Here is a 25,420-nt window from a genome sequence, read left to right as displayed (position 1 = left end):
TCCATCCCGAACACAGCCGTTAAGCCCTTCAGCGCTGATGGTACTGGGACGTGAAGTCCTGGGAGAGTAGGTCGCTGCGACTCCTTACCTTCTAAATACCCTAACATTCCAGAGTAGCTCAATGGTGGAGCACCCGGCTGTTAACCGGTAGGTTGGAGGTTCGAGTCCTCTCTCTGGAGCCAATCATGCCGAAGTGGCGGAACTGGCAGACGCACAGGACTTAAAATCCTGCGATCCTTCAAGATCGTACCGGTTCGATTCCGGTCTTCGGCACCAGGATTTTAGCTAAGATTCATCAATTAACGACGCGGGGTGGAGCAGCTGGAAGCTCGTCGGGCTCATAACCCGGAGGCCGCAGGTTCGAATCCTGTCCCCGCAACCATTGTTTTAATATGGCGGCATAGCTCAGCCGGCTAGAGCGTTCGGTTCATACCCGAAAGGTCACAGGTTCGATTCCTGTTGCCGCTACCAATTAACCAGGCCCCTTGGTCAAGCGGTTAAGACACCGCCCTTTCACGGCGGTAACAGGGGTTCGATTCCCCTAGGGGTCACCAATGTGGGAGCATAGCTCAGCTGGGAGAGCACCTGCCTTACAAGCAGGGGGTCACAGGTTCGAGCCCTGTTGCTCCCACCAATATCCGGCCCGGTAGTTCAGTTGGTTAGAATGCCAGCCTGTCACGCTGGAGGTCGAGGGTTCGAGCCCCTTCCGGGTCGCCATCTTTATATTGTTGCGGGTGTGGCGGAATTGGCAGACGCACTAGACTTAGGATCTAGCGGGCGACCGTGGGGGTTCAAGTCCCTCCACCCGCACCACATTTTATTACTATGCGGAAGTGGCTCAGCGGTAGAGCATCGCCTTGCCAAGGCGAGGGTCGCGGGTTCGATTCCCGTCTTCCGCTCCAGTGATTTGACCCATTAGCTCAGTTGGTAGAGCACCTGACTTTTAATCAGGGTGTCCCGCGTTCGAGTCGCGGATGGGTCACCAGATTTATCAGGCGGCATAGCCAAGTGGTAAGGCAGAGGTCTGCAAAACCTTTATCCCCAGTTCGAGTCTGGGTGTCGCCTCCACATCGTGCGCTCATAGCTCAGCTGGATAGAGTGCTTGACTACGAATCAAGAGGTCGGGAGTTCGAATCTCTCTGGGCGCACCAGAACGTACAAAGGTCCAAACGTTAAATAAACGTTCGGGCCTTTTTCGCATGATATAATTATGATTATGACTTAAAAATAGAACACAGTTGATGTCATTTGATCATAAAAATTTCACACAGAGCCTTATGATATGATCATCATGTTCCTTTTGAGATAACAGAACAACACCATGGTTAAATGTGAGAAATTAGACTTGATTCTTACAACTACATAACATGTCAGTCATATCCCTTTACTAAAACAGCCATATTATGTAAAATAAATGTAGTTTCATAGAGGAGGAATATGCCATGAGAGCATTTCATTATAGGAGTTCTTCAACTAAAGGAAAATGTTTAATAATGACTATCAGCATGATAGTCATTCTGACTATTATGTTACTGATGACAAATATCAGCCACGCTATGACAGTGGGCACGGAGATTGGCGAGGTTCTTTCCACTGATATTCTTGCGGTCATTGACAATAAATCTATTCCTTCTCTTAATATTAACGGATATACCGCGATCATCGTTGAAGATTTACGGGCATATGGTTTTAACGTTTCATGGAATGAACAGGAGAGAACACTTCATGTAAACAGAAATTCAGCACAAAGTATTACCGGAAAGCCTTATGAAGTATCTCAGACAGAACCGGGTAAGCGACTTTATCCGGTATTGTTTACCGACATCAAAACTTATCTTGATGGTATTGAAGTGGTTTCTTTTAACATTGATGGTCAGACAGCAATTTACTTTAATCAATTGAAAAACTATGGGAATGTGGGCTGGAGCGAACAGGCTCGTGTTGCGTCTCTGGAATTTCCCGAACCTTTACTAGAAACATCAATTACACAGAATGACAACAAAACAGAAACAGTTACTACTGTCACCAGACACTCGACTCAACTGGATCCGGAAGAAAGTTATAGTTATCATCAACCATTTGATAAATCAGATATTCCAAAGTATATTGACGTAGGGATTAATTTTGGTGAAACGGCTTTGTCTCGCATACAGGTAACAACAGGTGATGGATTTGTTATTGGTGAATTTGCTGGTGATCAGTTCAATCCACAGATTAGAATCCAAGACACTAATCAATTGCAGCTGGTACGTGATGACAATTATTACATTGGTACTGATGGGTGGATACAAACATTGGAGAAGGCCCAGGAATTCTTGCAAGAGCTGCGTTTGTCAGGAGTAACCGGGTTAATCGCACGTGACATGCATGGATGGAACGTTTACGTTGGTCCTTACCAAACAGCTTCAGATGCAGATCGGGATATCATAAAGCTGGAAGTTGATTCTGTGTTGTGGCATGTTGTTGCCGCTGACTCAAGACGTATTCGAATCAGTAGCAGCTCAGGAAATCCAATTATTGTATATTCATCAGAAACGCCGCTTCACATTATCTCGGAATCGAATAATCCTGATCAGTCATTGGTGCAAATTGGTCAGGCAAAATATCGTGGATCAGTGACAGCCATTCGAAAACCATTCGAAAACGTGACGGTCATTAATCGACTGCCTATTGAACAATACTTGTACGGTGTTGTACCACGCGAGATGCCACATAGTTGGAGTTTAGAAGCACTCAAGGCACAGGCTGTTGCCGCCAGAGGTTTTGCCATTGCGAACCTTGGCAAATATCGCGATTTGGGTTTTGACGTTTGCACAACGGTCAATTCTCAGGTATATGGTGGATATACCAGTGAACAATCAAGCACCAATCAAGCAGTCGATCAAACCACAGGAATAGTGATGACCTATCAGGGGGAACTGGTAATTCCGTATTATCATTCCAATAGCGGAGGGCGAACTGAATCCAGTGAGAATGTGTGGCGTGAAGCAGTTCCATATGCTAGAGGAGTAGATGATTCATATTCGCTCAATGCTCCACACGCGAGCTGGGAAGTTAGTATGACATATCCAGAGTTGGAACAGGCAATGCGCAATAATCAAATGAACATTGGTGAAGTAGAAAATGTTTATATTGATGAGATGACTGAAAACGGACGTGTCAGCAAATTGATCGTTGTGGGTAGTCAGGGTATTCAAGAATTAATTAAGCAGGAGAATCGATGGGTATTCGGGCTTAAAAGCCACTATTTCAATATACAACTGAATAATCAATCAGTCATTTTTGCTGGAAAAGGATATGGCCATGGTGTTGGTATGAGTCAATATGGAGCAAAATCGATGGCAGAAGCAGGATACTCCTGGCAGCAGATTCTGCAACACTATTATTCAGGAGTTCACATCGAATAATTTGTAGATTTAATAGTTTGTGATTAAGCCCAATAAGCGATTCAAGGCATTCTTTCAGGGGAGTGCCTCGAATCGCTTGTTTGTCATTTTCAGAAGAAGAATCAAAAAATGTTTCATGAAATCTGAAACCATTTACTGGCAATATCGTTACAACTATTGGGTAGTATGTAAACATAGCGAGGCCAAATGAAATAAGTCATGTGGTATTATATAACGAATTTGACTTTTAACAGGAGGGAAATCATGAAAAAACGGAGCATAGTAGTGCTGGTGTTGATGATGATTTTTTCAACATATACAGTCAATGCTTTTATATTCAATGACATAGACAATCACTGGGCTGAAGAAGCAATCTATCAGGTAAGTTTCGATGTTCCGGTTTTCAGCGGGTATCCTGACGGAACTTTCAGACCTGATCATTCCATTACTAGAGCAGAATTTGTTGTGATGATCAATAAAATTATTAATTTAAATGGATTGAAGAGTGAATTCTCCATAAGTGATGCAGACTATTATGATCTGCCAGTTAATCACTGGGCATATAAAAGTGTCCAGAATGTTCATCAGCAAATGTTTGCGACCAAGGAAGATGCCCTCGCATTAAAAACTGTCTTTCCAGGCGAGTTTTTTTATCCAAACATACCAATTACACGTCTTGAAGTTGCACTGTTAACACATGGCCTGACAACACCCCCTATTTCTAATTCGGCAGATATACACTTTATTGATGTGAATGCCGCTGATCCCCATGCAAATCAATTGAGCGAACTGGCGGCAAGTGGAATTATCAGTGGTTATGAGGACGGGACATTTCGCCCTGACAACTTGATAACCCGAGCTGAAGCAGCTGTACTGGCAGAAAAAATATATCATAATCTTTCCTACTTGAAAATCGACCGACTCTCGATTGCGTATCCTGAAAACAATAGACAATTAGGGTATCCGGTTCTTGATATTCCATTAAATAGAAGTCAATATGATGAGTTGGATCGAAAAATGAATAATATTATTGCGACTCTGGAATATCGGGACATTGTAGGGTTTATACCATTCGATGAACGCGATCTTTATGATCCTGATCCAATCGAAACTTTATGGACCCTGAAAAACCAGGATTATCAGAGAGTATTGGCAAATAATTTTTATTTGATGGTCTACGATCAATCCATTAATCCGTTAAGAAGGGTGGAACTGGCAACAGAAGCCTTGCAAAAATACATGGGTATGAATCCATCGGATGTAAATGATTTCTTGTTGTTAGCTTATGAAATTCAAAACGAAGCCCCTGACACTCTTTTCATTGATGCACTGCAGCGACACCGTCGAAGTGAGTTGAGTCGACAGGAAAAGATTGAATCAACGATACTTCTTAGCGAAAAACTATTGAATCAAAATCGTTTGACAGAGGCGGCGGAACTATACCCACCTTTGATCCAATCCGAAACAGATATACCAACGCTGTTAATTCTGATTCAAAACGACGTATTCATCAGTTTTATTGATAAAGGAACGGGTTATGCACTTGATCGCCTCGATAATTACTGGGAACAATTAAAGGAACATTCTCGTTATTGGTTCTTTGAATCTGAAGTGGAAGAACATCTCACAGGTCTTGCAAAACAAATCATTCTTCAAAGTCAATAGATCATATGACAAGCTTCCAATCCACAAACAACGATTGGAAGCTTTACATCGCTGACATATTCCGTTATGATGATAAGCGTCGAGTTCATTTAAGCGGGGGATGTATATGGAAATATATTTGGATAATGCATCAACAACAAAATTAGATGTCAATGTGATGCGTGTTATGAATCAAAGCTATCAAGAAAATTATGCGAACCCTTCCTCAATGCACCATGCCGGATATTCTGTTAATCAGAAAATGGAATTGTCCCGAAAAACCATCAAAGATTTGCTCCATGTATCATCAGGAGAGCTCATCTTCACATCAGGAGGGTCAGAAGGTAACAATCTGGCAATCATGGGGACACATGGTTGGAAGTTTGGCCGGTACCAGTGGATATGTAGCGCTATTGAACACCCATCTGTGATGATGCCATACAGCTTTTTAAAAAAAAGTGGCGAACAAGTATTTCAGATTCCCTGTCAGAAAAATGGAATGATTGATGTTGCAGCACTGGAATCAATGGTCACGAGTGAAACAGCAATGGTTAGTTTGATGCACGTTAATAATGAAACAGGAATTAAACAACCGTTGGAAGCCGCGATCAAGGTCATTCGAGATAGCAATCCGAATACGTTGATTCACATTGACGGTATTCAGGCTGTGGGAAAAATTCGAGTGAATGTGTCTGCGCTGCAGGCTGATTTTTATAGCATCAGTGGTCATAAATTCAATGGGCCCAGAGGTATTGGAGCCTTATTCATTCGTTATCCCCGAAAAGTGATGTCCATGATTATGGGCGGTGGACAAGAAAACGGGATTCGAGCCGGTACTGAAAATATTGCAGGAATTGCTGGCATGGAAGCAGCATTAGAGTTGAAAATAAATGGCCTGAACGAAAAAATTAAAAAGACAAGAAGCTTGAGATACCAGATGATTGAGACATTAAATTCAGTTCTCGACGATGTTCACATTATTGAAGCAACAGAGGACAATCAGGCTCCGGGGATTCTTCAGGTTTGCATTGAAGGAACAAAGAGCGAAGTGATGCTACGGATGTTGTCAGATGATGGGATTCATCTGTCAGCTGGGTCGGCATGTTCATCACACAAGGCAGGCAGTCATGTTCTAAAGGCGATGAAAGTACCTGATCATTTAATAGAAGGTGCTTTGAGGGTTAGTTTTGATGAAAGCCTTACGCTTGAAGAATTGGATTATTTTTTGGGTTGTTTGGCAAAAAATACAAAAAAAATGAGAAAAATGATGAAGAGGTGAATCGTTGGAAAAGCTGATTATTATCCGAAGTGGTGAAACGGTTTTAAAGGGGAAAAACCGACGCCTTTTTGAAGAAAAGCTTATGAAGTCAGTTCGTCGCGTGCTTAAGCCACTAGGGTGTCATTCGTTTTATTTGCAGCACAATCGAATATACGTGCCCATCGAGCAGCGGGATGAATCTCCACTGCTGAAAGCGTTGATGAAGGTATTTGGTATTGATTTGATCAGTATCGCTGTTAAGATTCCTGTCGTTATGGAAGGGATAAAAGAAGCTGCACTTAATGAATTGTTGCATCTACAATTACAGCGGGGAGTAAAAACATTTAAGGTGCAGACAAAGAGAACAGATAAGTCGTTTCCAAATAGCTCTCAAGAAATCAGCCGAGAGATTGGCGCGTATCTGTTAAAGCACACAGAAGGGCTTTTAGTGGATGTACATCATCCAGAGACAACCATCCATGTGGAAATCAAAGAATCAGCATATATTTTCAGCGATAGAATTCGTGGATTAGGCGGATTGCCAAGGGAAACTAATGGCAATGCGATGCTGTTGCTTTCCGGAGGAATCGACAGCCCGGTGGCTGGCTGGATGGTGGCTCGAAGAGGTGTTGCTTTAAAGGCGGTGCATTTTCACAGTTACCCATATACAAGCAAACAAGCTATGGATAAAGTCAAAAATCTTGCCAGGCTGCTTTCGCATTATTGTGGACCAATTCAATTATTCTCTATTAACCTGCTGCCCTTTCAACAAGAAGTTGCCGAGAAGTGTCCGGATGACGAAGGAACAATTTTAGTGCGTCGAATGATGACCCGATTGGCAGAACTGCTGGCCACTTCACACGAGTGCGATGCGTTGATTACTGGGGAGTCGTTGGGACAAGTGGCAAGTCAAACAATTCAAAGCATACGTGTAACAAATGAAGCGGTATCGCTACCTGTATTTAGACCATTAATAGCAATGGATAAAAGTGAAATCATTCAATTTGCCCGTAAAATTGATACTTATGAGACATCTATTTTACCATTTGAGGATTGTTGTACTGTTTTTTTACCTAAACGTCCTGTCACCAAACCACGTCTGGATAAAATTGTAAACTCGGAAAAATTGATTGAGATGGAAGCGATGACCACCGATTTGTTGAATAGTGTTGAAGTGGAATGGGTTAAAGAGCCACTGCATCAGGTGGTGTGCGAAGATGCTTTGTCTTAGCCCGTATAATGTACAAAAGGAGGAAGCAGCATGTCGAAGTTAACACATTTTAATGAAGAAGGCCGTGCCAAAATGGTTGAAGTTGGACATAAACTGAATACACAGCGTGAGGCAACTTGCAAGGGATCAATTACAATGAAACCAGAAACGCTTCGTCGTATTATCGAGCACGACATTTATAAAGGGGATGTACTGGCAGTGGCTCAGGTAGCTGGCATTATGGCCGCCAAAAGAACCAGTGAGCTGATACCCATGTGTCATAACCTGTTTCTTTCAGGTGCCGATGTTCAGTTTCATATTGATCGGGAAAATAGTAGAATTGAAGTTTTGGCAAGTGTTAAAACAACCGGTAAAACAGGTGTGGAAATGGAAGCATTGACTGCAGTATCAGTAACAGCACTGACCATTTATGACATGTGCAAAGCCATTGATAAGGAAATGACCATAACTGATATTTGCCTGTTGCGCAAATCTGGCGGAAAATCAGGTGATTATGTCAGACCTGGCACAGAGGAAGATGAAATTCCGTTAGTGTAAGTATAAAAAATCTGAAAGTACTGGTACAGATAATCAATCATAATAGCAAAAACCGGCGTTGAAGTTATTACGCCGGTTTTTGCTATTTCATATACTCCATATGGTTTTCTTTACTGATGATGCGAAGCACATTCTGTTGCGCTTCCTTTCAAAATTTCAATGCCATGTACCAGAGAAGGACCAATAATATCCAGTGCCTCAAGTACACCTTTGGGACTTCCGGGAAGGTTAATAATGATCGTATCTTTGCGAATGCCTGCAACGGCTCGGGAGAGTATAGCTCTTGGATTAGACTCAAAGCTCTTAACCCGGATTAGATCTGTAAAGCCTGGAATAACACGCTCAATCACATCTTGTGTGGCTTCGGGAGTAATATCGCGCTTGGAAAAGCCTGTACCACCTGTTGTGAATACTAAATCCAGATGATCCACGTCACAAAAGGCAATCAATTGCTTGGAGATAACCTCCCTTTCATCGGGTATGATAACTTTTTGAACTACTTTGCCACCGATTTTTTCGATAAAACCAGCAATTGCAGGACCGCTTTGATCTTCTCTCTGGCCTTGGGCACCTTTATCACTGGCGGTGATTATACCAACGGTAAACATAAATGAATCCCCCTTCATTAAAATTCGACTGATTGTTGGTATCTGACTGTCCCGTTGATTTCAACCTCGTATTGTGACAATCCACTGCCAGGAGTACCGACGATACGAACCTCCCAATGATCACCATCACGATCAATCTGGTGCGTACGCACTTCGAGTAGTGTTCGTCTACCATCATGCACCCGATAAAGTGACAACTGGGCAGTTCCTTCGAAGCTTAATGGTCCGATTCGCAATGTTTTGCTGATGTAGTTGGAGTCAGTCGGTGATTCATTTGAGGGTGTATTGTTGTCCTGCGTATCGTTTGGGTCCCAGTTCCATGAATTTCCTGGATCGAAGGGGATATAACTTCCTGAACCATCAATGAAGGGGTCATATTCCGCCAGAGGTAATTCGTACGGGAAGTCCTGCGGAACAATACCATTATGTTCTTCAGGAATATAGGGTTCTGATCGCTTTGTAAAAATTCGGGTTTCAACTTCCCATGGGGGAGTCATCTCGGTGGCCAATTTTCCACTGGGAACGTGAATATCGGCTTGCACATGAACTTCACAGTATTCGGTGGGTTGTGTTCCTTGAACAAATAATTCCGATCGCACCGTGCTTCCGCGTGGGTCAAGTGCACACAATTCTGTGGGAAGTTTTCCTGACTTGGAACATATATTGACGCGTACCAGGCCGTCAGGCTGTTCAAAGGACTTGGGAGCATGGTCTTCATGAACCCGTACCATGACAGTCTTCCACAGTTCTGCAGCCATACGACTTCCTTCCGACAGTTTTTCAGGTAAATCATGTCCGATCCATACACCCGCAGTATAGTAAGGTGTATAGCCTACGAACCAGGCATCTTTTTGATCGCTGGTTGTACCTGTTTTGCCCGCTACAGGAATCTGACTGTTGCCTTGATCGATGCGGGCTCTGGAGCCGGTTCCTGATGAAACGGCATCACGGAGCAAGTCAGTCATGATAAAAGCAGCCTGTTCGGAAAGGACTCGGCTTCGTTCAGGCTTTTTATCCAGTATCAGGTTTCCACGACGGTCATATACTTTTGTAAAAGTGACTGGTTCTGTATATATTCCCTGATTGGCGAAAACAGCAAAGGCATTGGTCATCTCAAGCGGCGAAACGCCCTTCGTCATACCACCCAGTACCATGGAATAGTTTTCGTCATGGAAGGCCTGACCATTGCTGATAACAGGGTCATTTCCGTGAACCAGCGATGTGATACCCATTCGTTCCATATAGTCAAACATGATTTTGGCCGGAGGCCGATCATCGTACTGACCAAGCATCTCTGCAAATCTTACTGCAGCAACATTACTTGAAACCCGCATCGCTTCGCGCATGGTCATTAAGCCATAATAACCAATACTTGTATAGTGATTACGCGGCCAGGGAGTATTCGGCGCATGAATATTTAGATAGGTTGGGATATCATCCACAACAGTACCTGCCGTAAGACCCAGATCAAGAGCTGCAGTATAAGCAGCTAATGGTTTCATTGCTGATCCTGGCTGCCTGGGTGAAAGTGCACGATTAAATATTTTTTGCCCGTCGCTCATCCTTCCGCCAATTAGTGCTTTAATGTGGCCGGTATTATCATCAATGATAACCATCGCTGATTGAGGCTGAACATTGCCTTCTTCATCCAGAATGTAATTTCCTTCACTATCGCGCAATGTGCCGGGAAAGTTCTCCGCCTTACTAAACTCTTCTTCCAAAATGCGCTGCATGCGCATGTTTAGAGTACTGTGTATCGCAAGACCTCCTGATTGAACCATTTGACGCGCCTCGCTGCGAGTATAACCAATTTTTTCAAGTTCGTTGATAACATCTCGCTGTACAAGATCGCCAAAGTAGGAAGAAATCTCATCATTCGTTAATCGGTTAAGGTTAATACTTGCAGAGATATCTTGGTTTAGGGCAGCCTGATACTCTGATTCTGTTAAATAATTTAACCGGCGCATACTGCTTAAAACCAATCTCATGCGCGGTAGGGTTTCTGGATTGAATACGACTGTATATTCTGCGTCGCTGTCATTATAAACAACATGCGTGTCACGAACATTCTCTTTTCGAAGCGTTGAAACGGGAGAATATCTGGGTGGGTTGCGAGCAATGCCTGCCAGCAAGGCGGCTTCAGCATGCGTCAGTTCACCGAGATCCTTTGAAAAATAAAGTTCTGCTGCAGCCTGGATACCATTAGCCTGAACGCTATAAGAACCACTGTAAGCGACGCTTCCCAAATTTATGGTATTCAGATAAGCCTCAAGAATCTGTTCCTTGCTTAACTGACTGTCCAGCTGCATTCCATAATAGGCATCTTTTATTTTTCGGGTATATGTTTGTTCCGGAGAAAGATAAATGATCTTGGCGAGTTGTTGGTTGATTGTGCTGGCTCCCTGCATGGAACCTGTGCGAAAATTTGCCCAAAAAGCTCCGAAAATGCGCTTGATGTCGATGCCGTTATGAGACCAAAATCGTTCATCTTCAATGGCAACAAAAGCGTTAATCAAATGATCTGGAATTTCTTGATAATCAACCAGGGAGCGGTAGCCTTCTGTTTGAACTTTTTCCAGCACATGTCCATCTTCATCAAGGATGAATGAGCTTTCATCAAGAAATGAGTAAATATTACTGGCATCAATGGGTTCAATTTCTTTGACAATTCCAGCGACAATTCCAAGTGCAGTGCCTGCTGCCAGAAAGAGCACCAAAAAAATTGATATCAAGAGTGTCCAAAAGATGACTTTTCCGGCAGAGTTTTTCTTTTTGCGTCGGCGCACTGTTGATGCCGTGGAACTGCCTGATGATTGGGAAGCCCGTGTACGATTGCTTGTTGTATGTGACTCGCGATTCATGAATGACCCTCCATTAATAACTGCAATTTAATCTCCGATTGATTATACCACAACCTGTTGATTGAAAAAAGAAGTAGCCGTTCAAGCCCTGATCATTGTCAATTGAATGCTATAAGATAAGAGACGTAAAATATGTCAATAGGTTTCGGAAGATAGTCAAGTAGAAAACTGTAAAGATTTATAAAAGGGATTGTAAACTTCACTGCAATAAGGTATCATAAAGATAGTACAGGAAAGAAGGGGGAATCTGTTATGATTGTTCGCAACTGTGCTGGTGGCGTAGTGTTTTACGCAAATCAAGTGTTTATTCTTAAGAATGATAAAGATGAATGGGTATTGCCTAAAGGTAAGATTCGTAATGATGAACCAGCGGCAGATACTGCTTATAACCGCATTGATATTGAGGCGGGTCTTGAAGCAGAAATTCTGTCAACTGCCGGTGAAACATGTTACGAATTTTTTTCTGTCACCAGAAAGCAACCCGTGTGCAACCAAATTGTGTGGTACATTATGAATGCTAAATCCAAAGAGTTTCAGGTGAATACAACTGAAGGATTTGTTGATGGTGGATTTTACCCAATTGATGAGGCTATTGATAAAATAACCTATAGTCAGGACAGATCGCTCATCAGTCTTTCTTACCGCAAATATAAAGAAATGATGAAAGAAAAAGTGGCCATCTAATAGATTAAACTATATACACAAATAAGCAGCGGTGATGACACTGCTGCTTATTTGCTGAATAAATGCGGAGATGAAAAGCAGGAGCTGAACAATGAAAAAATACAGTACGGTAGCCCGGCAGTCTGCAATGACGTTGGAAGTTGAAAAATCATCATTCGTTGGTATTGCTTTTCCATTGAAACACGAAGAGGAAGCTGCTGAATTCCTGAAAAATACTCAAATTAAATACCCTGGCGCCAATCATTATGCATATGCTTATGTTTTTGGAGTCGATCGGCAGATTCAAAGATTCAGCGATGATGGAGAACCATCTGGAACAGCAGGTCTCCCAATATTAGAATTATTGAAGCATCGCTTTTTGGATAATACAATGGTAATTGTTCTGCGGTATTTTGGTGGCATTAAGCTAGGCACAGGCGGTTTAAAAAGGGCTTATTCTCATACTGCGATGGGGGCAATTCAAGCAGCCGGGATTATTACATTAACATTATGCAGCGTTTATGTCGTCAGTTGTCCATATCACTATTGGGGTAAAGTGCAATATGAACTTGAGAACAAAGACGTCCTGATGGATGAAGTCGAATACGGTGAAGTTGTAAAATTGAGACTTGTGGTACCCTTCGACTATGAAGAACTAATATTAAGGTGCCTTGATGATATTTCTTCGTCACAAATAATTATGAATCAACAGTCAACAGAGTATCGATATATTAAGTCTCTAATGGACTGATTACTTTTTGATATTTCGGGCATAAACATTATGTGATGAATTTGTGGGAGGAATGGAAAATGGATAACGTACAGGAAAGTAAGCGTAAAATGATCTCCATGAAGAAATGGGTTGTTGTGGGTGCAACACCAAATGAAGAAAAATTTGGCTATAAAATATTTAAATCACTTAAACAAAACCATTATCAGGTATGGGGAGTAAATCCAAACTACGCAGAACTGGAAGGCGAATTACTGTTCGCAACGTTGAAAGATTTACCAGAAAAACCTGATTGTATCAGCGTTGTGGTGCCTCCGCCTGTTGCATTGAAATTGGTGGAAGAAGCTGCGGATGCGGGTATTGCTTACATTTGGTTTCAGCCAGGAACATATGACCGCGATGTGCTGCAAAGAGCACGAGATTTGGATTTGAATATAGTGTATAATGATTGCGTACTTGTCACACTTGGTCATTAACTTAAATAACGCCGTATAAACGCCTGATTTCACGAATCATTTACTTGGGCGTTTATTTTTTTGCAGGCAAATGTGATATAATGCAACCAGATAAAATAAGGAGGAAGATACCCTCACTCTATATGAAAGCGAGCTGAATGAGATGAATGTATTTGATGACACCCGCATTGCCAAATCCATTGAGTGGTTGAAAGATCAGGTTAATGATGCTGGAGCCAAAGGCTTGGTAGTTGGAATTTCAGGTGGAATTGATTCAGCGGTTGTTGCCAATTTAATTAAACGGGCCTACCCAGATAATTCTATGGGTTTGATACTTCCGATAAGCAGTCAGCAAAAAGATGTCATTGACGGAATTGCCGTTGCTGAAGCTGCATCCCTACAGTATCAAATAATCGATTTTTCAGAGATTCATCGGACAATGATCAACAAAGTGACAGATGTCCTACAGAAAACAGGCCCAGTTACTGAACACTATCAAAAAATCAGCGATGCTAATTTGAGAGCCCGTTTACGCATGAGTACCATCTATGCGGTTGCTAATGCAATGAATTATTTAGTGGTTGGAACTGACAATGCAGCTGAGGTTTACACAGGCTACTTTACTAAGTATGGTGATGGGGGAGTGGATCTCTTGCCCATTGCAGGTTTATTAAAATCAGAAGTGTATCGCTGGGCAGAAGAGCTGGGAGTACCTAAACAGATCATTGAACGAGCACCTTCAGCGGGGCTATGGGAAGGGCAGACTGATGAAGATGAAATGGGAGTTACATATGAAATAATCGATCAATTTCTTGAGGGTAAAATGATACCGGAAAAAGAAAAAATGATCATACAATCAATGCATGAAAAAACTAGGCATAAGAGACAAATGCCCCCGATGCCTGAGTGGTAAAGATCAATTGCGCGAAGCCCTTTGATGTGCTAAAATGACTATGATAATGTTAAGTCAAGCCAATCTTTGGCTGAACAGCAAATTGATTAATACTCAATAGGTTAATACTTGTGACGTTAAACTGAATAGGAGTGCGATCAATGGGAAGGATAGGCAATATTAAAGAACGGAAGAATAAGCAGGATTCGAAGAAAGCCTCTGTTTATACAAAAATGGCACGATTAATAGCTGTTGCAGTGAAAGAAGGGGGGACAGATCCAGAGTACAATGCCGCTTTGAAGGCAGCAATTGATAAAGCCAAGGTCAATAATATGCCGAATGATAATATCGACAGGGCAATTAAAAAAGCCAGTGGCGATAATGACGGACAGAATTTTGAGCAGATTATCTATGAAGGCTACGGACCTGCCGGTGTGGCTGTGATTGTTGAAGTTTTGTCAGACAATCGAAACCGAACTGCCGGGGAAGTGCGTCATCTTTTCGACAAGTGCGGTGGAAATCTTGGAACCAGTGGATGCGTCTCTTATTTGTTTGATCGAAAAGGGCAATTGATTATTGAAAAAAACGATCAGTATATCGAAGACGAGTTGATGATGATTGCATTGGATTCAGGAGCTGAAGATTTTGTTGATGAATCAGATGCATATGTGATCATGACAGCACCAGAAGACTTGCATCAGATTAAGGGAAAGCTGGAAGCCGCTTCCATTCATATACTTGAAGCAGAGACTGTCTATGTACCGCAAACACAAGTTAAATTAAACGAAGAAGACAGCACAAAGATGGCCAAATTGGTAGATTTATTGGAAGACAATGATGATGTTCAAGAGGTGCATCACAACTGGGAACAGACATTGTAATTGCGAGAGAAATCACAAAAACCGTAACTGAGGAGTGATTCATTATCACTGGCAGAAGAACAGCACATTTCAGAAAAGGTTTACTGACAATAGCTTTTTTCTTGTTAACAGTGCAAACGGGTTTTGCAAACATGGGCTCTGGTATTGTCATCGGCGATAATGCTACAGTCAGGGCTGGTGGAGGGTTTGAAGAATCCGCAATTGCCAAGCTCTCAGCAGGGACGAATGTAGTGGTTAAGCAGGAATTGAATGGTTGGTATCAAATATCTTCCGACGCAACAACGGGATGGATATTTGAAGATTTACTGGTCATTCAACCTGAAAATCGAAACAGTGTGACAAAAGGAGTTGTAGATGCAGACAATTTAAATGTTCGCATATCTCCTTCAACAGAAGCTCAACGAGTTACTCAATTAAATCGAGGACAGGAAATAAGAGTAATTGATAATGAAAATGAATGGCTGCACGTAGTAATGAGTGATGGTCAAAAGGGATGGGTTCACGGTGAGTACATAGTTCGTATACCCAATCTGCCATCTGGAGCCATCAACAAAGATTCTTCCACTGTTTACGACTCGAAGGAATTGGCTCAAAGTGTTAAAACGCTTCAACTGGGCGATGTTGTATACATAAGCGGATATGAATCGAAAGCATACGTCATTGAGACCGAAGACGGTCGTATCGGGTGGATACCCAAGGATGACATATCTTTGATTATTAATGGTCAGAATCCTGTTAATCGAGGCGGCTTCAGAGGTAACGAAGATGAATTTATAAGCATTACAAAGTCCTATCTGGGAAGCCCGTATAAGTACGCATCTGCAGGTCCCAGTCGATTTGACTGTTCGGGATATGTTTATTATATTCTCAACACATACTATAAAGATGAATTAAAAGCAAACGGTATTAATTTGCCAAGATCATCTCGTACGATGGCAGGTGTTGGAACACCTGTGAGTCGTGACACCCTCCAGGTGGGCGACCTTGTATTTTTCAATAATACGAGTGGGTCCATCAATCATGTCGGTTTTTATATTGGTAACAACCAGTTTATTCATGCTTCCTCCGGCGGCAGCATGAGCGTGATCGTATCATCGTTGAATGAAGATAATTATCGCAGACGTTACAATACTGCCCGACGATTATTCTAGCTTTGCAGGATAGCCATGAGCAAAATAATCTTCAAGGAGGTCACGCGATGAAATTGTTGGAGATAAAATCATTGTTGGATGCAGAAATACTATCTGGTCACCAGTTCCTTGACCGAGAGGTCACTAATGCCTTTGCAGCAGATCTCATGAGTGATGTGTTGGCATTTGTAGATGACAAAACACTGCTTCTTACAGGACTAACCAACCCACACACCATTAGAACTGCTGAAATGATGGATATCCATTCCATTGTATTTGTCAGAGGGAAACGCCCGGACGAGGAAACCATACGCATGGCAGAAGAAAATGACATCGTGACAATGACAACAAGGAATATTCTTTTTGTTGCTTCGGGAATTTTATACTCCAAAGGACTTAGCGGAGCAAATATCATCCACAAATAGTGATGGGGTGGTTACAATTCAGCGTGCATATGCTGTTGAAAAAAATGATTTCAAGAGGGCTGGAGAAGTATCCAGTCAAATTAAAAAAATCATGAAACAAGTTGGCGTTCGACCTGATATTATCCGACGTGTTTCAGTTGCCGCTTATGAAGCGGAAATGAATATTATCATACATTCAGATGGAGGAAGCATTGAATTTATTCTAAATCCCGAAATCATTGAACTGGTTATCTTAGACAGGGGCCCGGGGATTGCTGATATTCAATTGGCAATGAAAGAAGGCTATTCCACTGCATCAAAAGATGTTAGAGAACTTGGATTTGGAGCAGGCATGGGGCTTCCAAATATGAAACGATGCTCCGACGAGTTCGTGATAGAATCGGAAGTCGGTAAATTTACAAAGTTGCAGATCATCTTCCATCAATCGACTTGAATTCCCATCAATGAAGATAAAGGAGGTGCCGACATGACAGTAGAAGGACTATGCCAGAATAACGACCTGACCTTGATTGCTGGCGCAAATGGACTTCAGCGGGAAATTGAAGGCATTTACATTGGTGATATGCTCAGTTGGGTTATGGGACGAGCGCAGGAAAAACAATTATGGATAACAATCCAGACCAATTTGAATATACTGGCCGTTGCGCTGATGGCAGATATTAGCTGTATCGTGGTAGTAGAAGATGCAGATATTCCTCATGAAACAATTAAGAAGGCCAATGATGAAGGAATACCCCTTTTTCAATCATCCCTGACAGCGTATGAACTGGCAATTAAGTTGACGGGTGCAGATGTGTTATGAAAGTCTATGTAGACCTTCATATCCATAGCGTACTCTCTCCTTGTGCAGACGAAGATATGACCCCCAACAATATCGTGAATATGGCGATACTAAAAGGATTGCAAATGATTGCAATTACCGATCACAACGCCATAGGCAACGTGTCTGCCTGCATCAAGGCATCGCAAAACACACCATTGTTGGTAGTTCCAGGCATAGAAATTACAACGCAGGAAGAAGTTCATTTGCTCGCATACTTTAATGAGTATACTGCATTGGCCAGCTTTTACAAAGATATTGAAAGACACCTTCCGCCTTTGCAGAATAGACCTGATATTTTTGGACATCAATGGCTCTTCGACTCAATGGATCGACTTATAGATGAAGATAATCGACTGCTAATGAATGCAATTCAATTATCGTTCGACCAGTTAATTAAGAAAATAATTGATTATGGAGGAGTACCGGTACCGGCTCATGTTAACCGAGACAGTTTCAGCATTCTTTCAAATCTAGGTTTTATTCCCTCAGAGCTTCCAATTCATTCTATCGAAGTAGTCAAGAATAACGGCGGAGCGTTGCCTGTTAGTCTACAAAAGCAATTAGCAATTTACCGACAGATTATCAGTTCAGACGCTCACAACCTGGGCAATCTTCTGGAACAGGTTTTTTTTGTTGAGTTGAAACAGGTAAGCATCAAACAGTTGCTGCAATGTTTATCGCGGCATCAGGAGGCGAAATAATGAAAGAGTTGGCACTGCATATACTTGACATTGTTCAAAACTCTATCAGTGCTGACGCCAGCCTGATTAACATTATTGTTCATGAAGACACCGTGGACGACCGCCTGGAAATCCAAATTAAAGACAATGGTAAAGGGATGGCTACAGATTTACTGAATAGCGTCAAAGATCCATTTACAACAACTCGAAAAACCCGGCGTGTTGGCCTTGGAATTCCCTTGTTAAACCAAGCGGCTCAAGAGTGCGACGGCAGCCTGGAAATCAAATCAGTTGAGGAATGTGGCACTGATTTGATTGCGTGGTTTCGTCTGTCGCATATTGACAGAATGCCATTGGGAAATATGGCAGAAACGATAGCTCTAATATTAATGAACGATAATGATTTTGACTTGCAGTACGAACACTGCTTCAACCAGCGCAAATTGACATTTAACACGCAGGAGCTGCGGCCTATGTTAGAAGACGTGCCGCTGAATCACCCTGATGTCATTGCCTGGATTAAGCAATCACTGCAAGAAGAAATAGATGAGTTATATCAACAACCTATTAAGGGGTGATCAGGAGAATGAAATTTTTATCTTTCAAGGGCGGGATTCATCCGCCGGAATCCAAGAAAGCGACGGAATCTCTGTCAATAGAAACAGCCAGGGATCCACAGAAAGTCATCATCCCACTCCACCAGCATATTGGTGCGCCTTGCCAACCGGTTGTGAAAGTAAAAGATCACGTTAAGGTGGGGCAAATGGTTGGTGAAGCACAGGGATTTGTGTCTGCACCAATCCATTCCAGTGTCTCGGGCGAAGTGAAGGAAGTTGCTGTTCGTGCCATTGGCGGAGGACGGGAAGCAGTTTGTGTTGTTATTGAATCGGACGGAAAGTTTGAAGTGCATGAGAGCGTGGTATCCCCTGGTGATTATAAGTTGATGGAATCAAGCGAAATAACAAAAGTAATTCAAGAAGCCGGCATTGTTGGTATGGGGGGGGCGACTTTCCCGACCCATGTTAAGCTTTCACCTCCGGCTGAAAAACCCATTGATACTGTTATTATTAATGGTGCTGAATGTGAGCCTTACTTGACTGCTGATCACCGCCTCATGATAGAAAGTTCCGGTGAGATCGTGGAAGGGCTACTCATTATTATGAAGGCTGTCGGCGCCGAAAAGGGCTATATTGCCATTGAGAACAACAAACCAGATGCGATTACAACTATGTTGCAGGCAGTTTCGGAAACTCCTGGCATTCAGGTGGTTTCGCTGCAAACAAAGTACCCTCAGGGAGCTGAAAAACAATTAATTGATGCCTGTACCGGAAGACAAGTACCTTCAGGCGGACTTCCGATGGATTCCGGCGTTGTGGTCAATAATATCGGCACTGCATTCCAAATCGCACATAGCTTTAGGACGGGAATGCCTTTAGTCGATCGAATCACAACAGTAACAGGAACTTGTATTTCAGAACCAAAAAACTTGCGAGTACGAATTGGAACATCTGTTGCTGATCTTATTGAACAGTGCGGTGGCTATAAAGAAACTCCCGGCAAACTGATCTTGGGAGGTCCTATGATGGGAATAGCCCAGGAAATGGATGAAATCCCTGTTGGCAAAGGGACTTCAGGTATACTAGCCTTTAATGAAAACGAAGCCATTATTCCGGATCCGGTGAATTGTATTCGATGTGGCAAGTGTATTGATGTGTGTCCCATTCATCTGATGCCGCTAATGATCAGTGAAAATGCATTAAAAGAACGCATGGATGAAGCAGAGAAGTATCACGCTATGGACTGTATTGAATGTGGGTCCTGCTCATATATTTGTCCATCGAAACGGCCGCTGGTTCATTCTATCCGAGTCGCAAAAAGCAGTATTATGGCTAAAAAGCGACAGGAAAAGAAATAGTTGACGGGAGGGAAACAGAATGGATCAAAAACTCATTGTCTCTTCATCACCCCATATTCGTGATGAAAGCAGTGTTCAAAAAGTCATGTCCGATGTAGTGATCGCACTTTTGCCGGCAACGATTGGTGCCGTGTATTTTTTTCGAACCAGAGCACTGATTCTAATTCTAATTGCCGTGATTACAGCGGTGATGGCAGAAGCCGTTATGCAGAAGTTGAGAAAGCAACCAGTAACCATCAGTGATATGAGTGCTGTTGTTACGGGCTTGTTGATTGCTTTAAACATAACAGCTGCCTCCGCTTGGTGGATTCCCATGATCGGCTCTGCATTTGCTATTGTCGTGGTTAAACAACTTTTTGGTGGATTAGGAAAAAACTTTATGAATCCGGCTTTGGCTGCCAGAATTTTGCTGACACTGTCTTGGACAGGGCGAATGACGGAGTGGATTACCCCTGGGGCTGATGCAGTTTCAACAGCGACACCACTGAGTTTTGTAAAAGGTCAAATGATGGTACCTGGCAATGCACCATCGCTTTTTGACAGCTTTGTAGGCAATATTGGTGGTTGTATGGGTGAAACCTCTGCACTTCTTTTATTGTTAGGTGGATTGTACTTGATATACAGAAATGTAATTGCAATACGTATACCGTTGATCTATATTGGTACAGTGGCTGCATTAACATTAATATACAGTGGATTTAACTTCCACTATATGGCTTATCATGTTGTTTCTGGTGGATTAATGATTGGTGCTATTTTCATGGCTACAGATTATGCCAGTTCGCCGGTAACAAGTGAAGGACGTATCATATTTGCCTTCGGATGTGGATTGCTGACTACAGTGATTCGTTTGTTTGGCGGTTTCAATGAAGGGGTAGGCTTTTCAATCCTGTTAATGAACGTGGCTACACCATTAATAGAGCGTTATACGGTCCCGGCTATTTATGGGGAGGTGAAGAAACAACATGCGTGATATGATTAAAATGGGCCTTATTCTACTATTGATTACGAGTATCGCTGGGCTAGTGCTTGGGATCACGAACAGTATGACAGAAGGCATTATTTTGGAACGTGCAATGGCGGGGGATATTGCTTCCATGCAAGTGTTACTCTCTGAGGCTGACAGTTTTGAGCCTGTTGATCACGAAGAGATCAGTGCATCATCAATGATAAAAGAGGTTTATGCCGGATACAAGGGTGGAGATTTGGTTGGTTTCACCATCAAAGTGGCTCCGGGAGGATATGGTGGTCCCATTGAAATGATGGTGGGTATTGATGCCACTGCTGAAATTACGGGCATAGAAATTCTTGAACAGACTGAAACTCCAGGCCTTGGGACTAAAATAACCGAAGAGAGCTATAAGACTCAATTTACTGGTCTTACAGCAGACAGCTCTATTGCTGTGGATACAATAGCCGGTGCCACTGTGTCCAGTGAAGCGGTTAACAATGGTGTGCGAGCTGCAGCAGCACTTTACGAAGATATATTGAATAATTAGTCAGGAGGTGGATAAAGTGAACATGGGAAAAGTTTTTGGACGTGGAATTGTATTAGATAACCCCATCTTTGTGCAAGCATTAGGCATGTGCCCCACATTAGCCGTTACTAATACTGCCATCAATGGGCTTGGAATGGGTGTGGCAACAACAGCGGTACTCCTTGGCAGCAATCTTGTAATCTCGCTGATTCGAAATGTGATTCCTCCTAAAATAAGAATTCCATCGTTTATTGTCGTCATTGCGACGTTTGTCACCATGGTAGGCATGCTGATGAAAGCTTATACACCTGAACTTGATCAGGCATTGGGAATTTTCATTCCCTTGATTGTGGTTAACTGCTTAATTCTTGGTCGTGCCGAATCATTTGCTTCCAAAAATGGTGCAGGTGCGTCTATCGTTGACGGGTTGGGAATGGGAGTTGGCTTTACATTGGCCCTGGTTGTATTGGGTGTTGTCAGAGAACTCATTGGGTTTGGAAGTGTCTTTGGCATGGCTGTAATGCCCGAAGCATTCGAACCAATGAGTATTATGACTATGGCTCCAGGGGCATTTCTTGCGCTTGGAATTTTGATGGCCATCTTCAATAAAATGGTTTATTCTAAGTCAAAATCTTAAGGAGGTGCCTACTATGTCTGGCTCATCGATCTTTATCATTCTCGTCAGTGCCATTTTTGTCAACAATTTTGTCCTCTCACGATTTCTTGGCATCTGTCCTTTTTTAGGTGTCTCCAAACAGGTTGAAACAGCAATGGGTATGGGAATGGCTGTTACCTTTGTGATGGCAATGGCTTCGATTATCACATATGTAGCACAAAGATTTATACTTGATAAGCTGAGAATTGAATATATGCAGACGATTGTATTTATTCTTGTCATTGCCTCTTTGGTTCAGCTTGTTGAAATGGTCATTCAGAAAACCAGTTATTCATTATATCAGTCACTGGGTGTATATTTGCCATTAATTACCACCAACTGTGCAGTACTGGGCTTGACACTCCTCAATATTCAAAATGACTATAATTTGGTCGAGTTGATTGTCCATGCCATTGGTGCAGCCATAGGCTTTACCTTGGCGATCGTTCTTTTTGCAGCTATTCGGGAACGGATGGAACTGTCTGACTTGCCGGTAGCGTTTAAAGGGTTTCCAATTGCTTTAATCACAGCAAGCCTTATGTCTTTGGCATTCATGGGCTTTATGGGCTTGGTCTAAAGGGGAGTGGAGTAGATGACCATTGAAGGAATTTTATATCCGGTGGCCAGTCTGGGTGGACTTGGTTTAGTATTTGGCGCCGGATTAGCATATGCATCACAAAAATTCAAAGTGGACGTTGATCCAAAAGTGACAACGATTCGAGACTTACTGCCAGGTGCCAATTGTGGCGGCTGTGGTGTTCCGGGCTGTGATAGTTTCGCTAAACTTGTTTCATCTGGTGAAGCAGCTGTGGATGGGTGTCCTGTTGGTGGACCGGAACTTGCTCAGAAACTTGCAGAGGTAATGGGCGTGGAAGTGACTGGAAGTACCAGACAGGTAGCGAAAGTAATCTGCAATGGCGGCAGCGATGCTTGCAAGGAAAAGTTTATCTACAATGGCATCACAGATTGTGTAGCAGCAAATCTGGTCAGCGGAGGAAGTAAATCCTGTAAGTTTGGTTGCCTGGGACTTGGAACATGCAAGAACGTTTGTCCATTTGGAGCCATCGAAATGACTGAAGACCATCTTGCCAAAATCATTCCGGAAAAATGTACAGGATGTTTGAAATGCGTTGAAGTTTGCCCCAAAAATGTTATTGTCATGACGCCCTTCCATCAGGAAGTAGTGATTACTTGCAACAGCAATGATTCTGGGAAGTTAGTCAGGCAAAAATGTAGTGTCGGATGCATTGGGTGCCAGATTTGTGTGAAAGCATGTCCTGAAGGTGCTATTGATTTCGAAAACAATCTTGCCTTCATCAACTATGAGAAGTGCACTAACTGCTATATCTGTGTGGGTAAGTGTCCCACCAAGGCAATTGAAGGTAAAGTGAAAAAAGCAACCGAAGAGACGGCTGTAAGCTAACCTCACAAAAGAACAGGGCCGCACGAGTAATCCTCAGGGCGGCTCTGTTTTTATGGCATTGGTGTATTTAGCTTGCCATGCTCCTCTTTAAATGTTACACTTTTTATGGATTAAGAAGCGAAAGAAGTGAGAATATTGAATCCGACGAAAAAAGTTGTTTATTTTGGAATATTAACGTCTTTGGGATTGGCACTGCATATTATTGAAGGATTCATCCCAAATCCATTTATGGGAATTGTGCCTGGTGCCAAAATTGGTCTGGCAAACATTATTGGATTAATGGCGTTGGTTCTTTTTGGCCTTCGTTTTGCCCTTGCTGTCAATTTGATGCGTGTTTTTATGGCTGGCATGCTGACGGGTGCAGTCACCTCAATGATGTATGGCTTGGCCGGAGCGCTTTTCAGCACACTTCTTATGTGGACAGCTCTACATTTCTTGAAACGTTTTTTAAGTCTTGTGGGCGTCAGCGTATTGGGAGCTTTGGGACACAATGTGGCGCAATTAAGCGTTGCAGGAGCAATGATTCAAAATATCCGCATTTTTGTTTACTTACCATTTATGATGTTTGCAAGCATTTTTACAGGCATTTTCATTGGTTTGACGGCCTATTTTGTTTTGCAAAAAGTGAAATACCGCTTCACCAACATCACATACTCACTGATATAACAGATTATTGGATAGACAGGAGGTGCCAGAGAACATGCATCGCAGCAAAAATATGGGAGTACTTCTTTTTATGCTGGTTACTGGTGTTTTAATAGGCAGTCTGTTGGGGGCGGTGCTTTCCAGGTTCATTCCTCTGCTCAGCTATGGACCAGGTCCACTGGGGATCAAAGAGTTTGGCATTGATTTAAGCATTATTTCTTTTCAATTAAGTTTGTTGATCGATCTGAACCTTGCTGGATTATTGGGTGTTATTATCGCTGTATTGATATTCAAAAAGCTTTAGGTGGAAAAAATACTATTATTGGTTATCATCTGGAGGCGGATGACACTGGATTCATATCAAACAACCATCAAGAAAATGCCTGCATCTGAACGACCGCGTGAACGTATGCAAAGTGCTGGTGCCCACGTACTTTCCAATCCTGAACTGCTGGGGATAATTCTAAGTAGTGGAACTCAGGATGTTAGTGCTGTTGAACTGGGCCGCCGAATACTGTGTCACCACCCGAATGAAGGGATTGTGTTTCTTAGAAATACAACAATTAGTGAGTTGTGTGAAATAAAGGGAATTGGGACTGCAAAGGCTTGTCAAATCATGGCAGCTGTTGAGCTTGGTAAACGCATTTCACTAAGGGAGCAAAATCAACGGTATAAGATAAAAAACCCAGAAGACATTTCCAGATTACTGATGGATGATTTGCGTTTTCTTCAAAAGGAAAAATTTTGCATTCTACTGTTAAATACAAAGCATGAAGTATTGAAGATCGAAGAAATTTCAGTGGGCAGCCTGAATGCTTCCATTGTTCATCCGAGAGAAGTGTTTCTACCCGCGATAAAGAACAGTTGTGCAGCTATCGCATTAGTTCACAATCATCCCAGTGGAGACCCTTCACCCAGCAAAGAAGATATTCAGATTACCAAAAGACTTATTGAAGCAGGAAAACTCTTGGGCATCTCAGTCATCGATCATGTTATAATTGGTGACAATGTGAGTGTAAGCCTGCGAGAATTAGATGCTTGCTCTTTTCAATAGACCCAGTGTCATGAAATCCAAATATTGAGTATACGTTAAAGATGGT

The 25,420-nt window shown here is 42.5% G+C and carries 27 protein-coding genes, 12 tRNA genes and 1 rRNA gene; 38 read left to right on the top strand and 2 right to left on the bottom strand.

Going from position 1 to position 25,420, the window contains the following annotated elements; genetic code table 11:
- The 18 genes from rrf to moaC form a co-directional block, all read left to right on the top strand.
- Window positions 1-83: ribosomal RNA gene (rrf, locus tag QOL74_RS18460) — 5S ribosomal RNA — on the top strand; the annotation flags it as partial.
- A 24-nt stretch (window positions 84-107) separates the two neighbouring features.
- Window positions 108-182 (top strand) — tRNA-Asn (locus QOL74_RS06710).
- A gap of 5 nt (window positions 183-187) precedes the next feature.
- Window positions 188-276 (top strand) — tRNA-Leu (locus QOL74_RS06705).
- Window positions 277-306: 30 nt separating this feature from the next.
- Window positions 307-382 (top strand) — tRNA-Met (locus QOL74_RS06700).
- A gap of 12 nt (window positions 383-394) precedes the next feature.
- Window positions 395-471, top strand: a tRNA-Met gene (locus QOL74_RS06695).
- Between the two features lie 8 nt (window positions 472-479).
- Window positions 480-554: transfer RNA gene (locus tag QOL74_RS06690), tRNA-Glu, on the top strand.
- 4 nt (window positions 555-558) lie between these two features.
- Window positions 559-634 (top strand) — tRNA-Val (locus QOL74_RS06685).
- Window positions 635-640: 6 nt separating this feature from the next.
- Window positions 641-717, top strand: a tRNA-Asp gene (locus QOL74_RS06680).
- Between the two features lie 13 nt (window positions 718-730).
- Window positions 731-813: transfer RNA gene (locus tag QOL74_RS06675), tRNA-Leu, on the top strand.
- A 14-nt stretch (window positions 814-827) separates the two neighbouring features.
- Window positions 828-902, top strand: a tRNA-Gly gene (locus QOL74_RS06670).
- A 7-nt stretch (window positions 903-909) separates the two neighbouring features.
- Window positions 910-985: transfer RNA gene (locus tag QOL74_RS06665), tRNA-Lys, on the top strand.
- Between the two features lie 9 nt (window positions 986-994).
- Window positions 995-1,068: transfer RNA gene (locus QOL74_RS06660), tRNA-Cys, on the top strand.
- A 6-nt stretch (window positions 1,069-1,074) separates the two neighbouring features.
- A tRNA-Arg gene (locus QOL74_RS06655) sits at window positions 1,075-1,151 on the top strand.
- 291 nt (window positions 1,152-1,442) lie between these two features.
- Window positions 1,443-3,407, top strand: a complete 1,965-nt coding sequence (locus tag QOL74_RS06650; protein WP_283408653.1) for a SpoIID/LytB domain-containing protein — start codon at window positions 1,443-1,445, stop codon at window positions 3,405-3,407.
- A gap of 243 nt (window positions 3,408-3,650) precedes the next feature.
- Window positions 3,651-5,051 (top strand): S-layer homology domain-containing protein, encoded by a 1,401-nt coding sequence (locus tag QOL74_RS06645; RefSeq protein ID WP_283408652.1) that lies wholly within the window; start codon window positions 3,651-3,653, stop codon window positions 5,049-5,051.
- Window positions 5,052-5,157: 106 nt separating this feature from the next.
- Window positions 5,158-6,309: a cysteine desulfurase family protein gene (locus QOL74_RS06640; RefSeq protein ID WP_283408651.1), complete on the top strand. Its 1,152-nt coding sequence runs from the start codon at window positions 5,158-5,160 to the stop codon at window positions 6,307-6,309.
- Window positions 6,310-6,313: 4 nt separating this feature from the next.
- Window positions 6,314-7,519 (top strand): tRNA uracil 4-sulfurtransferase ThiI, encoded by a 1,206-nt coding sequence (thiI, locus tag QOL74_RS06635; protein WP_283408650.1) that lies wholly within the window; start codon window positions 6,314-6,316, stop codon window positions 7,517-7,519.
- Window positions 7,520-7,549: 30 nt separating this feature from the next.
- Window positions 7,550-8,056, top strand: a complete 507-nt coding sequence (gene moaC, locus QOL74_RS06630) for a cyclic pyranopterin monophosphate synthase MoaC (protein WP_283408649.1) — start codon at window positions 7,550-7,552, stop codon at window positions 8,054-8,056.
- Between the two features lie 110 nt (window positions 8,057-8,166).
- Here moaC and QOL74_RS06625 read toward each other — a convergent pair whose 3' ends face one another.
- On the bottom strand, window positions 8,167-8,664 hold the full coding sequence (locus QOL74_RS06625; protein ID WP_283408648.1) for a MogA/MoaB family molybdenum cofactor biosynthesis protein: 498 nt from the start codon (window positions 8,662-8,664) through the stop codon (window positions 8,167-8,169).
- A 17-nt stretch (window positions 8,665-8,681) separates the two neighbouring features.
- Entirely contained in the window at window positions 8,682-11,525 is a 2,844-nt protein-coding gene (locus QOL74_RS06620; protein ID WP_283408647.1) for a transglycosylase domain-containing protein, read from the bottom strand.
- 252 nt (window positions 11,526-11,777) lie between these two features.
- On the opposite strand from QOL74_RS06620, the gene QOL74_RS06615 reads away from it, so the two are divergent.
- The 20 genes from QOL74_RS06615 (at window position 11,778) to radC (ending at window position 25,374) form a co-directional block, all read left to right on the top strand.
- The gene (locus tag QOL74_RS06615; RefSeq protein WP_283408646.1) at window positions 11,778-12,209 is read left to right on the top strand and encodes an NUDIX hydrolase; all 432 of its coding nucleotides are present in this window, start codon (window positions 11,778-11,780) and stop codon (window positions 12,207-12,209) included.
- Window positions 12,210-12,300: 91 nt separating this feature from the next.
- A complete protein-coding gene (locus tag QOL74_RS06610; protein ID WP_283408645.1) occupies window positions 12,301-12,939 on the top strand; it encodes an IMPACT family protein in 639 nt (212 codons plus the stop codon).
- A 59-nt stretch (window positions 12,940-12,998) separates the two neighbouring features.
- Window positions 12,999-13,394, top strand: coding sequence for a CoA-binding protein (locus tag QOL74_RS06605; RefSeq protein WP_283408644.1), 396 nt, complete (start codon window positions 12,999-13,001; stop codon window positions 13,392-13,394).
- 142 nt (window positions 13,395-13,536) lie between these two features.
- Window positions 13,537-14,286, top strand: coding sequence for an NAD(+) synthase (gene nadE, locus QOL74_RS06600; RefSeq protein ID WP_283408643.1), 750 nt, complete (start codon window positions 13,537-13,539; stop codon window positions 14,284-14,286).
- A 140-nt stretch (window positions 14,287-14,426) separates the two neighbouring features.
- Entirely contained in the window at window positions 14,427-15,146 is a 720-nt protein-coding gene (locus QOL74_RS06595) for a YebC/PmpR family DNA-binding transcriptional regulator (RefSeq protein ID WP_283408642.1), read from the top strand.
- A 131-nt stretch (window positions 15,147-15,277) separates the two neighbouring features.
- Window positions 15,278-16,297 (top strand): C40 family peptidase, encoded by a 1,020-nt coding sequence (locus QOL74_RS06590; RefSeq protein ID WP_283408641.1) that lies wholly within the window; start codon window positions 15,278-15,280, stop codon window positions 16,295-16,297.
- Between the two features lie 47 nt (window positions 16,298-16,344).
- Window positions 16,345-16,701: a DRTGG domain-containing protein gene (locus tag QOL74_RS06585; protein ID WP_283408640.1), complete on the top strand. Its 357-nt coding sequence runs from the start codon at window positions 16,345-16,347 to the stop codon at window positions 16,699-16,701.
- Entirely contained in the window at window positions 16,640-17,134 is a 495-nt protein-coding gene (locus QOL74_RS06580) for an ATP-binding protein (protein WP_346771725.1), read from the top strand. The genes QOL74_RS06585 and QOL74_RS06580 overlap by 62 nt, the downstream gene beginning before the upstream one ends.
- A gap of 33 nt (window positions 17,135-17,167) precedes the next feature.
- Window positions 17,168-17,503: a DRTGG domain-containing protein gene (locus QOL74_RS06575; protein ID WP_283408639.1), complete on the top strand. Its 336-nt coding sequence runs from the start codon at window positions 17,168-17,170 to the stop codon at window positions 17,501-17,503.
- Window positions 17,500-18,225: a PHP domain-containing protein gene (locus QOL74_RS06570; protein WP_283408638.1), complete on the top strand. Its 726-nt coding sequence runs from the start codon at window positions 17,500-17,502 to the stop codon at window positions 18,223-18,225. The genes QOL74_RS06575 and QOL74_RS06570 overlap by 4 nt, the downstream gene beginning before the upstream one ends.
- A complete protein-coding gene (locus tag QOL74_RS06565) occupies window positions 18,225-18,782 on the top strand; it encodes an ATP-binding protein (protein WP_283408637.1) in 558 nt (185 codons plus the stop codon). Before QOL74_RS06570 ends, QOL74_RS06565 begins: the two co-directional genes overlap by 1 nt.
- 8 nt (window positions 18,783-18,790) lie before the next feature.
- Window positions 18,791-20,119, top strand: coding sequence for an electron transport complex subunit RsxC (gene rsxC, locus QOL74_RS06560; RefSeq protein WP_283408636.1), 1,329 nt, complete (start codon window positions 18,791-18,793; stop codon window positions 20,117-20,119).
- 19 nt (window positions 20,120-20,138) lie between these two features.
- The gene (locus QOL74_RS06555; RefSeq protein ID WP_283408635.1) at window positions 20,139-21,092 is read left to right on the top strand and encodes an RnfABCDGE type electron transport complex subunit D; all 954 of its coding nucleotides are present in this window, start codon (window positions 20,139-20,141) and stop codon (window positions 21,090-21,092) included.
- Entirely contained in the window at window positions 21,085-21,618 is a 534-nt protein-coding gene (locus QOL74_RS06550; RefSeq protein ID WP_283408634.1) for an RnfABCDGE type electron transport complex subunit G, read from the top strand. Before QOL74_RS06555 ends, QOL74_RS06550 begins: the two co-directional genes overlap by 8 nt.
- Before the next feature lie 22 nt (window positions 21,619-21,640).
- On the top strand, window positions 21,641-22,234 hold the full coding sequence (rsxE, locus tag QOL74_RS06545) for an electron transport complex subunit RsxE (RefSeq protein ID WP_346771731.1): 594 nt from the start codon (window positions 21,641-21,643) through the stop codon (window positions 22,232-22,234).
- A gap of 13 nt (window positions 22,235-22,247) precedes the next feature.
- Window positions 22,248-22,829, top strand: coding sequence for an electron transport complex subunit RsxA (gene rsxA / locus QOL74_RS06540; RefSeq protein WP_283408632.1), 582 nt, complete (start codon window positions 22,248-22,250; stop codon window positions 22,827-22,829).
- A 15-nt stretch (window positions 22,830-22,844) separates the two neighbouring features.
- Window positions 22,845-23,675: an RnfABCDGE type electron transport complex subunit B gene (locus QOL74_RS06535; protein WP_283408631.1), complete on the top strand. Its 831-nt coding sequence runs from the start codon at window positions 22,845-22,847 to the stop codon at window positions 23,673-23,675.
- Between the two features lie 135 nt (window positions 23,676-23,810).
- A complete protein-coding gene (locus QOL74_RS06530) occupies window positions 23,811-24,341 on the top strand; it encodes a Gx transporter family protein (RefSeq protein WP_283408630.1) in 531 nt (176 codons plus the stop codon).
- Window positions 24,342-24,375: 34 nt separating this feature from the next.
- The gene (locus tag QOL74_RS06525) at window positions 24,376-24,624 is read left to right on the top strand and encodes a DUF4321 domain-containing protein (protein WP_283408629.1); all 249 of its coding nucleotides are present in this window, start codon (window positions 24,376-24,378) and stop codon (window positions 24,622-24,624) included.
- A 39-nt stretch (window positions 24,625-24,663) separates the two neighbouring features.
- Window positions 24,664-25,374: a RadC family protein gene (gene radC, locus QOL74_RS06520; protein WP_283408628.1), complete on the top strand. Its 711-nt coding sequence runs from the start codon at window positions 24,664-24,666 to the stop codon at window positions 25,372-25,374.
- The last annotated feature ends 46 nt before the right edge of the window (window positions 25,375-25,420 follow it).

Source organism: Anoxynatronum buryatiense (genome assembly GCF_900182905.1).
In the GTDB taxonomy this organism is placed as follows: Bacteria; Bacillota; Clostridia; order Peptostreptococcales; family Tindalliaceae; genus Anoxynatronum; species Anoxynatronum buryatiense.
This window is presented reverse-complemented; position numbering and strand designations above follow the sequence as displayed.